Annotated in this window: 11 protein-coding genes; 4 read left to right on the top strand and 7 right to left on the bottom strand. The window is 42.9% G+C overall.

The features are described from left to right. The 4 genes from AAF462_06800 to AAF462_06785 form a co-directional block, all read right to left on the bottom strand. A partial coding sequence (locus AAF462_06800; GenBank protein ID MEM7008828.1) for an APC family permease occupies positions 1-1515 on the bottom strand: 1515 nt, incomplete at its 3' end. Positions 1516-1605: 90 nt separating this feature from the next. Further along, a complete protein-coding gene (locus tag AAF462_06795) occupies positions 1606-2058 on the bottom strand; it encodes a hypothetical protein (GenBank protein MEM7008827.1) in 453 nt (150 codons plus the stop codon). A 121-nt stretch (positions 2059-2179) separates the two neighbouring features. Continuing rightward, positions 2180-2431, bottom strand: coding sequence for a hypothetical protein (locus AAF462_06790; protein ID MEM7008826.1), 252 nt, complete (start codon positions 2429-2431; stop codon positions 2180-2182). 67 nt (positions 2432-2498) lie between these two features. Then, a complete protein-coding gene (locus AAF462_06785; GenBank protein ID MEM7008825.1) occupies positions 2499-3305 on the bottom strand; it encodes a cyclase family protein in 807 nt (268 codons plus the stop codon). 102 nt (positions 3306-3407) lie between these two features. On the opposite strand from AAF462_06785, the gene AAF462_06780 reads away from it, so the two are divergent. The 4 genes from AAF462_06780 (at position 3408) to AAF462_06765 (ending at position 6197) form a co-directional block, all read left to right on the top strand. Then, positions 3408-4028, top strand: a complete 621-nt coding sequence (locus AAF462_06780) for a YigZ family protein (GenBank protein ID MEM7008824.1) — start codon at positions 3408-3410, stop codon at positions 4026-4028. 30 nt (positions 4029-4058) lie between these two features. After that, positions 4059-4418 (top strand): hypothetical protein, encoded by a 360-nt coding sequence (locus AAF462_06775; GenBank protein ID MEM7008823.1) that lies wholly within the window; start codon positions 4059-4061, stop codon positions 4416-4418. 75 nt (positions 4419-4493) lie between these two features. Next, on the top strand, positions 4494-5270 hold the full coding sequence (locus AAF462_06770; protein ID MEM7008822.1) for an outer membrane lipoprotein-sorting protein: 777 nt from the start codon (positions 4494-4496) through the stop codon (positions 5268-5270). A gap of 93 nt (positions 5271-5363) precedes the next feature. Next, positions 5364-6197: a hypothetical protein gene (locus AAF462_06765; protein ID MEM7008821.1), complete on the top strand. Its 834-nt coding sequence runs from the start codon at positions 5364-5366 to the stop codon at positions 6195-6197. Here AAF462_06765 and AAF462_06760 read toward each other — a convergent pair. From AAF462_06760 to AAF462_06750, 3 genes are all read right to left on the bottom strand, one after another. Then, the gene (locus tag AAF462_06760) at positions 6194-7660 is read right to left on the bottom strand and encodes a UbiD family decarboxylase (GenBank protein ID MEM7008820.1); all 1467 of its coding nucleotides are present in this window, start codon (positions 7658-7660) and stop codon (positions 6194-6196) included. The two genes, AAF462_06765 and AAF462_06760, sit on opposite strands and share 4 nt — an antisense overlap. Before the next feature lie 87 nt (positions 7661-7747). Beyond that, a complete protein-coding gene (locus AAF462_06755) occupies positions 7748-8512 on the bottom strand; it encodes a TIGR00730 family Rossman fold protein (protein MEM7008819.1) in 765 nt (254 codons plus the stop codon). 9 nt (positions 8513-8521) lie between these two features. Next, positions 8522-9235, bottom strand: a complete 714-nt coding sequence (locus tag AAF462_06750) for a haloacid dehalogenase type II (protein MEM7008818.1) — start codon at positions 9233-9235, stop codon at positions 8522-8524. Positions 9236-9256: the final 21 nt, after the last annotated feature.

Genomic DNA, 9256 nt, shown 5'->3' with positions numbered 1-9256 from the left:
TCTTCCCGTAATTGGGGGCGCTAGAGCGCTTGCAACCGCAACCATCGGCACAGCGTGAGAGGGGTTTACTATGGGCACAAGAACCAATGGACTTTTGCCCCGCAAGCTCACAAGCCTTGGGTCATAGCCTTCCGCCGAGGCATCGACAAGCCTGGCGCGCCTGCCAAAGAGGATGTAATAAAGCACTCCGCCAATTGCTAGCCATACAAGAGTTATCACTCCTGCAATGGGCACTTTTATGCCTTCAAATATTGCAATCCCGACACAAGTTACGATTCCCACAACTGGTATTAGAGGGAAAAACGGAGCTTTAAACGGAAGGTCCTCAGGACGGCTTCGTTTTCTTGAGAGAATGCTGATCCAGTGAGCAATGGCAAAAGAGATTAGAAAGATCAAACTCGATGCTGCTGCCGCAACCGCTATGTCAGGGACAATTATAATTGTAAGAACAAGAACTGCTGCCGTGACAACAACCGCCTTGATAGGAGTTCCGAGTCCCTTATCTAAGTGGCCAAGCTCTCTAGGAAGTGTTCTGTCATTGGCCATGCTGTAGGCGATATGTGATGCGCCTAAAAGGTTTGCATATAAAGCTGAGAGCATAGACAGAATACCTGCCACAATCACGAGCCAGTATCCAAACTTGCCCATGTAGATCTCTGCCGCAATCATCACAATTTCCTCTGGTCTTCCTGTACTTGCTTCAGCTATAGACTCACCTGGACCAACTGCGGCCATAGTGACAACAAGCATAAAAAGAACATAGATCACAATTGCAATAATTAGAGAGATGAACATAGAGCGGGGGATATTTTTCTCCGGGTCTTTTACCTCTCCGCCTACTGCAGAGATAAGGTCAAAGCCGTGATATGCGATGAAGGTATATCCCATAGCCTGAAGAAGCCCAAAGCTTCCTTCGGCAAAAAACGGAGTGAAGTCATCTACAACTTCTATTAAAGACTGAGAGGATACATACCATCCGCCGCCGATAATTAGGATTATAAATACAAGTACTTTTCCTGTGTTTATCCAGTTGCCGCCCGAGGACTGTTTATGAAAAAGTATTCTGGTATAGATAAGAGTAGCGATTATTGCAATCAGGGTAGTTGCATTCGTTGTATTAACCCACTCTATCCTTGAGCCAGTGTACAGTTCCCATATGCTATTTACGGCAATTGATACAAAGAAACCTGCGCCGAGAGCATAGAGCACTGCTGCCAAAATGGAGGCAAACCAAATGATCCATCCTACTCCAAATGCGGCTCTTATTGAAAGCACTTTTTTAGAGAAGATATAGGTGCCGCCTGATTCAGGAAAGGCAGCCGACATTTCTGCAAAGCTAAATGCAGTGAGTAGTGCCAATAGTCCGTTTAGCCCAAAAGCCAACACAGCGCTTGGACCTGTGGCTTCAAATGCAACTCCGGCCAAAACAAGTATTCCACCCCCAACTATGGCGGCAACCCCAAGCCCGGTTGCACCCCAAAGACCCATTGTTCGGCTGTGCGATTGATTATTCATGCTGTTTATGAGTATACGTCAATGTGGTGCACAATGCCTTATTTAAAAGGATTTTATAGCAAACAAAATAAAATGGCTAAAGCATTTATTCTAGCGTGACTTCATAATACAGTTTTTATCAGCTGCTTCTCTGAGTTTGGTATTATATTTCTTGTTAGACTCACGAGATATTTCCTTAGCGCTTTCTAGTTCTGCCTTGGCTGTTTCTTCTTTTGGAGAGATTTCATTGTATTGCTTCATCGCACCTTTGCAAAAATCCTCACCAAGACCATCACCACTTTGACATTTTTCTACACTATCCATAAGCGGCTGGTCCGTATTTAAGTAGCTTTGTGCATGGAGTTGGTCATAATAATTCTTCCAATTCATTATAGCTTTCCCCAATTTCTTATAATCAGCATTATGCTGATCCTGGGCTTGTTTTAGTTCTGTCAGAACTTGCTGACACTCCTCACTTTGCTTATCAGCATCTTTGGAACTCTCTGCAATTACAAGCGGTGTAAATAGTAATACTATTAATGTGCCATAGAGTAATTTGGTCATATAATCTTTACCTCAACCTTTTATTAATTTTAATATTGAGTCGCCTTACAATACCTAATAATTACAATGCGAGCATAGGTTATCACATGGCAATCTTCTCGCATACTTTAATCTTGTTTTCTTACGGCCCTGTGCATGGAACATCAGGCGGGGCATCCCATCCCATGATAGAAGTACACTGTGCAAGATCAGCGCAGCTTATCTTAAATGCTTTAGACTCAGGGTCTGCGGCAACTGCTGTTTCAATACCAACAGGGATGTTGTTGCATATACTCGCATCAAAACCGCCCTCTTCTTCGCCGCCCTGCTGACCGGCGCAGCCTATTGAAATTAGAAAGAGAAAAATTCCGACATATTTAAAAACTCTCGTCATAATTGAAATCCTCCTTTGTGCTTGGTAAATAACATTATACATAATATCAACTTTTAACCCCTATTGTTTATCTGTTTATCAGCGCAAGTGGCCTAACAGGAGCTGCTGTGGCTCCCTTTAACTTAATAGGCGATGCGAAAAAGATAAACTCGGTTTCTCCTGAATCTACAAGCGGCAATAGGTTTAAGTTCTCAAAGATATAAATCCCTGCCCTTACTAAAAGTATTATATGCCCGGGGCCATTGCAGTTCATATCAGTCTCAAAGTGTGAGGGTTCATCCCAGGAGAAATTATCCGCCCCAACCGCTTTTACTTTTAAATCAGCCATCATCTGTGAAGCAGCGGCGCTTACCCCTGGGGCATCAAGATAACGCTCGGCATCTCGCCAGTGCCGGCCGTGTCCTAGGTGAACCAACACAACGCATCCGGGCGTAATCTGGGTGCTTTGCGCCTGGCAGCACTGCTCTATATCTTCCACGCTGACCTCATATTTTGGCTCGATGCAGTCTACCCCTTTAAAGGCGGCGATATCGAGCAATACTCCGCGATCAAAGAATATGGGCAAATGCTCTGCACCGTTTACAGTGAATCCGCTCTGGGTTTCTGTTTCAGGTGTAACTTTATATCCCCCGTGCATAACCCCGTTCTCGGCCTGATGACAAAAGGCATCAACATGAGTTCCTGAATGCTCATTTCCGGTCACGCTTCCCCAAGCACTGGTTCGAACGCCCTGGAGTTTGGGATCGGTATCAGAGTGACGGTGGGCAATTTCGTATCCAAACACAGGCTTATGCGTAAAATACTCAGGCATCCCGTTCTCAAGCTCATACTCAAGGTCAATTATTTGATAGTTTAAAAGTTCATCGAATTTCATTTTAATTCCTCCAACTGGTTTTGGCCGCTAAAACAAGTATTAACTAAATACCCGCCAATTACCAGATTCGCATAAGTATCATAAATCCGTAAAAATATTAATATGTCCAAGGATTCAACTTATCTTGTCCCGGCAAAGAGTATTGTCATGGAGCAGGAAATAAAACGAAGCAGGTTCATTGCGAGCATAACCCATGCTGTGGACAAACAGAGCGCGCTTGGCTTTATAGAAGAGGTTTCAAACAAGCACCCCAGCGCCTCTCACAATACTTATGCATATGTTATCGGCAACCCAAACGGCGGGGCTGAGGTAGGTTTTAATGATGACGGCGAGATTGGGGGCACTGCGGGAAAACCGATTCTAAGTGTGTTGCAAATGAGAGGTATTGGAGATGTAGCTGCAGTTGTGACTCGTTACTTTGGCGGCACAAGACTCGGCACTGGAGGATTGGTTAGAGCATACTCTGGAACTATTACAATGGCACTCGATGAGCTTGAGTTAACAGAGTATGTAAAGCTAACCAAGATGAGCATAAAGGTTGGATATGATTATGAGAGCAACACTAGGAACTTTCTTGATAAACAGTCTATTAATATAAAAGATGTTCTTTATGCTGAAGATGTAACTATTTATGTTGAGATTCCTCTTTCTAGAGAAGATATGATAAGAGGCGAGATCCTCAATGCAACGAGGGGAAATGCGGATATAACTGTTGATGGATAAGGTATTATATTTTCAAGGAGTAAGCAGTTCATGACTGATCCAGATACCAACCAAAAAATAATGCAGTCTGACATTGACAGATATTATTACTATTTAAATATGATCACCGAAAATGTTAGAAACGGTTATAACTATATGGTGCTTAAGTACTGCAATCTTAGTCTACCGCTCATACCGCTTGTGATTGAGCAAAATAAAAAAGACGCCGGAGAGTTTGATATCACCACCCTTCCTGCAATTGAGCTTGGCGCTAAGCTCTGGAGTTATCAGGGCAACGAAGAAAAAATAAAAGAGATTGAGAAAATTATTAACTCCTTTCCTGAGCTAGAACCTTGGAGAATTCATATCGAAAGAGCCTATGAGAGGCTAAACTCTGAGCCTGATGAATAAAAAATATCTTCTTTGATATTTCCTTATTGTCCTATAACATATTAGCAAATATTTATTGCCTGGAGTCATTTAAATATGAGAATCAAATCCTTTATCTTAGTTCTAATTTTATGTCTTGCAGCGCCATTATCTGCTAAACCGCAGGAGCCGCTCAAGCTGGACCAAGTGCTTGCTAAATATTATGAAGCAATCGGAGGGCTTGAGAAATGGAACAACCTAAACACAATGGTCATGCAAGGTACAATGAAATCTCAGGGTGTTACAATCCCGATCACTGCCTATCATGAGAGACCATATAAATGCCGGATCGAATTTAAAGTACAAGGCACTACTATGGCACAGATCTACGGAGGATATTTCGCATGGCAGATAAACCCGCTTTCAGGAAATCCAGAGCCAGCTCCCATGAGCTCAGGAAAAACCAGGTATATGAAAGACACATGCGGTATTGAAAGCTCCCTTAAAGATTACAAAAAGAAACGCCATAAAGTAAAACTATTGGGTGAAGAGGAAATAGATGGCAAAAATGCATATAAAATCAATCTAAAATACAACTCCGGTAACATTGAGACATTCTATATAGACGCCAAGACTTTTTTACTTCTAAGAACCGTGGGACTATACAATATGGACGGCAGTGATCTTAGAACTACTACAGACTTTAAACAATATAAAAATATCGATGGCTATGTCGTGCCTAACAATCTTGTAATTCAAATACACGGAAACCCCGAGCCTGAAGTTATTAATGTGAGCAAGTTTGAATTTAACACCGACATAGATTCGACTATCTTTGATTTTCCTAAAGAAAATATGGAGAAAATGCAGCAACAATTAAAAGAAATGAAATAGTTCTAATGCCTAACCTATAAGAGAATGCAGTTATTGTAATTCATTTCATATGTTCTACTATATTTATTCTATCAAGTAATTTGGAGCTCAAAGATGAGACTACTTTTGTTTAGTATTTTATTGCCCGCCCTTATATTATTGATTAGCTATAGTAACTCAAATGCTCTAGATGAAAGCAATAACATTGTGAGCCGGGGGTTTGAAGTTGCGCAAAACGAAACTCAGAGCACAAAACCGGTGCCAACCGATGAAATCAGTCTAAATCAAATTTTAGACAATCATCTAAAGGCTATTGGCGGACGGGAAGCGTGGCAGAAGATTGAAACACTTAAAGTTAGAGGGCATATGTTTACCAGCAAAGCAACTTTTAGAGTTGCTGCTCTATATAAGCGCCCTGATTTGTGCAGGCTCGATTTTCAGGCGGGGCGGATGTACTTCGTAGAAGCCTACGATGGCAAGACCCCGTGGCAGATGAATCATACAACTACTACTAGCGCCCAAATTCTAACGGGCAAACGAGCTAAGGAAATGATTGATACTTGCGACTTTGACGGTCCCTTGGTAGATCATAAGAAAAAGGGCCATAAGATTAAATTTTTAGGTGAGCAGAAAGTAGACGAAAGAAATGCTTATGTGCTAAAGGTCAATTTAACCACAGGAAATCTTGACACTTACTATATAGATACTGAGACCTTTTTGCCTTTCATGATCAAAGGAAAGACTACTATTCAAGAAAATATCGTAAATACAACTATTAAAATTGGCGAGTATATTGAGCTTTCAGATATAGTAGTTCCTTTTTCTTTTGAGTTTATAGTAGATGGGAATCCAGACACTGAAACGCTCCAGATCAAAACTGTAGAAATAAATAGCGATTTGCCTAATGATCTTTTTGATATGCCCAAACGCCCAGAGGATCTTCGCTAGGACTTATACCCATACTTATTCCAATTGCCAATTACTTTTTCCTGAAGCTCCTTGGGAACGTTATATTCAAACCCCGAGATATCACATCTATCAAATCCTGGTATCAGACCGTTTAATATCAGCTTTGTGCTGCTCAAATCCTTCTTCTCTGCCACGTTTAGGTAATGCAGGAGAGGAAGCGTTTTTTGATGATAATAGTAGTGAGCGTCCTTTTGCGGATGCACTCTTGTAGCCATCGCCCACATCACCTGGTCCACATCACTGGGATCAATATCATCATCAACTAATAATACTTTAGGAATATCTACACCAGGCTTACTTCTAAATATTATGTTCTTTGCCTGATGGGTAAGATCATGAGTGTCTTCCATAGATTGGCACGGCCTTGGAACGGTCACAACCAACAGGTGCGCCGCACTTTCAAAAAGTAAAAAGCATGATGAGACTGGGAAATTATTGTCCCTAAGTTCATGAAGAATTGCAGCAGAGTACATAGTGCCGCAGCAAGTCTGGGTATCTTCGACCGGAACACCTGCCCATACAACCGGAAGAATCGGTTTATCTCTATATGTAATAGCGGTAACATTGTAAACAGGCTGCGGAGTGTCGTGTGCGCCCATATAGCCGGCAAACTCTCCCATCGGACCCTCCGGCACCCGCTCAGTTGCGGTGATCGTGCCCTCAATAATGATTTCAGAATTCGCTGGAACCTCAAGGTCAACAGTTTTACACTTAACAACTTCGACCCCTTGGCCGTAAAGTGCTCCCATAACTTGTATCTCACTAACGTTTTCTCTAAGCGGCATCCCGGAGAAAAACGGCACTGCAGGCGGCGCCCCTAATGCTAGCGCAAATGGTGTCGGCTCCCCCATATCTGTCCACTTTTGATGAATTATTCCAAGGTGCTGCTGAGGAGGCACAAGACCAGTCATACGGTTTTTATCCAAGAGCATAATTCGGTTTATAGACCAGTTTGTCCATGACTTATCAGGGGTCTGAACAATTACAGTGCCCCAGGTGTTTATATATCGCCCGCCGTCACCTGAATGTATGTGAGGAGTTGGCAATTTAAATAGATCAATGTCATCACCCAGTATCACATTTTCCTGGCACACCCCGCTATCTACTAGCTGAGGTGGAATACCGTCTTTTTCTATAGCATCTGTGATCTTGCCAACTATTTCATTTATATCAGCGCTGGGTTCAAAGCCAAGGGAAGCTGCAATCCGGCCAAATTTAATCTCCGGCTGCGAGCTAAGCCCGGCAGAGCCGCCAAGCACCCTGAAGCCATCTTCTATGTCTTTAATTTTGTTAAAAAGGGGCGCCGGAGAACGAAGGTCATATGCGCGTCTAATTATAGCTCCGATCTCTAGGTCCCAATCGACTTCAACATCTATCTGCTGAAGCTCTGAAAGGCTATCTAGAATTTTAAGATATTCTCTTAGATCTTTTACTTGCTTCATAAATTCCCTCCATCTATACAAGGCACCTTACTACATGAATTAAAATCAATCAAGAAATTTATAATTTCGATGCAACAAACTCTAAAATCATCCTTCAAGAAGGATTTTTGAAGGTTTATGTACTTTCTTAAGTGTTACACCATACTTGTCTACAATATTGACTTTTATGTGATTCATAGCATCTTCAATTGAGTCTGTAAAATAGAAAAGATCTATATCTTCCGGACTAATGGTTTCCTCCTCCACCATGTGCTCGAGCATCTCTCGTAGCTCCTGGAAATACTCAGTTCCAATCAGCACCACGGGAAAATGGAAGATCTTTTTAGTCTGAATAAGAGTGATGGTTTCAAAGAGCTCATCCATTGTGCCTGCCCCACCCGGCATAATCACAAAGGCATATGAATATTTAAGCAGCATCACTTTTCTTACAAAGAAATAGTTAAAATTGATCATTACGTCCAAATACGGGTTAGGCTCCTGCTCAAAGGGGAGAATGATGTTGCATCCGATAGATGTTCCACCTGCTTTTTTAGCCCCGCGATTTGCGGCCTCCATTATACCGGGCCCGCCGCCCGTCATTACCCCAAATCCAAGGTTAACGAGCTCCTCTCCTACTTTTACAGCGTCTTTGTAGTACGGCTCGTCCTCTTGAGTCCTGGCTGAGCCAAACACAGTTACAAGCGGACCTACAAAGTGAAGTCTGCGGAAGCCATAGAGAAATCCCCAGAAAACGCGGATCAAAAACCAAAGCTCACGGAGCCTTGAGTGAGGGCCTTCAAGAAATACTCTCTCCTCCATTTCTTCTTCTGTAACTGGTTTCTTTCTGAGTAAATTTGTAATCCATTCAAGCATAATGTTCTCCTAAGTATTTAGTTTCTGAGCCAGATCGTTCATATCTTGGGCAATAATGTCGTAGCGCATATCATGCGCCTCATCTGTTAATCCATCGGGGCCAAACTCAAGCGGGCGCGATACATAGGCTGTCCTAAACCCAAGCTCCCCAGCAGCGTCTAGGTCATACCTGTGCGCTGCGACCATCATAATTTCCTCGTGCTGCAGATCAAGCAGATCGGCCGCCGTGATGTAGACCTCTTTGTCAGGTTTATAGTGGCGAGCAAGCTCTGAGGAAAGTATCACATCCCAGGGGAGTTTTGCGTATTTTGCCATATTAGCAAGAAGCGAAATATTGCCGTTTGAAAGTGTCACGAGGACAAATTTGTGCTTTAGCCTCACAAGTCCATCAACCGAATCCGGCCAGGGCGAAAGTCTATGCCAGGCTTTATTTAAGTGAACCCTCTCTCGCTCGTTGAGTTCTATGCCAAATTCTTCAAGAAGTCGGTCAAGAACCATGCGGTGAAGATCATCAATTGATTTCCATGGGAGCTCCCCGGCTCGCACCTGATCCATGGCGGGCGCGTAGCCTCCCCTCCAATTATCCGCAAACGCTTCCCAATCGGCGTCAATGCCCTTTGTATTTCCTAGCTCTTTGAGTTCTGCAATTATTGAGCTTCGGTAGTCGACAACTGTGCCGAAGACGTCAAATGTTAGCGCTTTTACAGAGGATAGATCAGCCATATATTATTTTGCCGCCTCTGC

The organism is Thermodesulfobacteriota bacterium (assembly GCA_039028315.1).
Lineage (GTDB): Bacteria > Desulfobacterota_D > UBA1144 > Nemesobacterales > UBA2774 > CR02bin9.
This window is presented reverse-complemented; position numbering and strand designations above follow the sequence as displayed.

Excerpts from the sequence above, each read along its gene's own strand:
- AAF462_06780 (MEM7008824.1), top strand. The coding sequence starts at position 3,408 with ATGTCCAAGGATTCAACTTATCTTGTCCCGGCAAAGAGTATTGTCATG.
- AAF462_06755 (MEM7008819.1), bottom strand. The coding sequence starts at position 8,512 with ATGCTTGAATGGATTACAAATTTACTCAGAAAGAAACCAGTTACAGAA.
- AAF462_06795 (MEM7008827.1), bottom strand. The coding sequence starts at position 2,058 with ATGACCAAATTACTCTATGGCACATTAATAGTATTACTATTTACACCG.
- AAF462_06760 (MEM7008820.1), bottom strand. The coding sequence starts at position 7,660 with ATGAAGCAAGTAAAAGATCTAAGAGAATATCTTAAAATTCTAGATAGC.
- AAF462_06785 (MEM7008825.1), bottom strand. The coding sequence starts at position 3,305 with ATGAAATTCGATGAACTTTTAAACTATCAAATAATTGACCTTGAGTAT.
- AAF462_06765 (MEM7008821.1), top strand. The coding sequence starts at position 5,364 with ATGAGACTACTTTTGTTTAGTATTTTATTGCCCGCCCTTATATTATTG.
- AAF462_06750 (MEM7008818.1), bottom strand. The coding sequence starts at position 9,235 with ATGGCTGATCTATCCTCTGTAAAAGCGCTAACATTTGACGTCTTCGGC.
- AAF462_06790 (MEM7008826.1), bottom strand. The coding sequence starts at position 2,431 with ATGACGAGAGTTTTTAAATATGTCGGAATTTTTCTCTTTCTAATTTCA.
- AAF462_06775 (MEM7008823.1), top strand. The coding sequence starts at position 4,059 with ATGACTGATCCAGATACCAACCAAAAAATAATGCAGTCTGACATTGAC.
- AAF462_06770 (MEM7008822.1), top strand. The coding sequence starts at position 4,494 with ATGAGAATCAAATCCTTTATCTTAGTTCTAATTTTATGTCTTGCAGCG.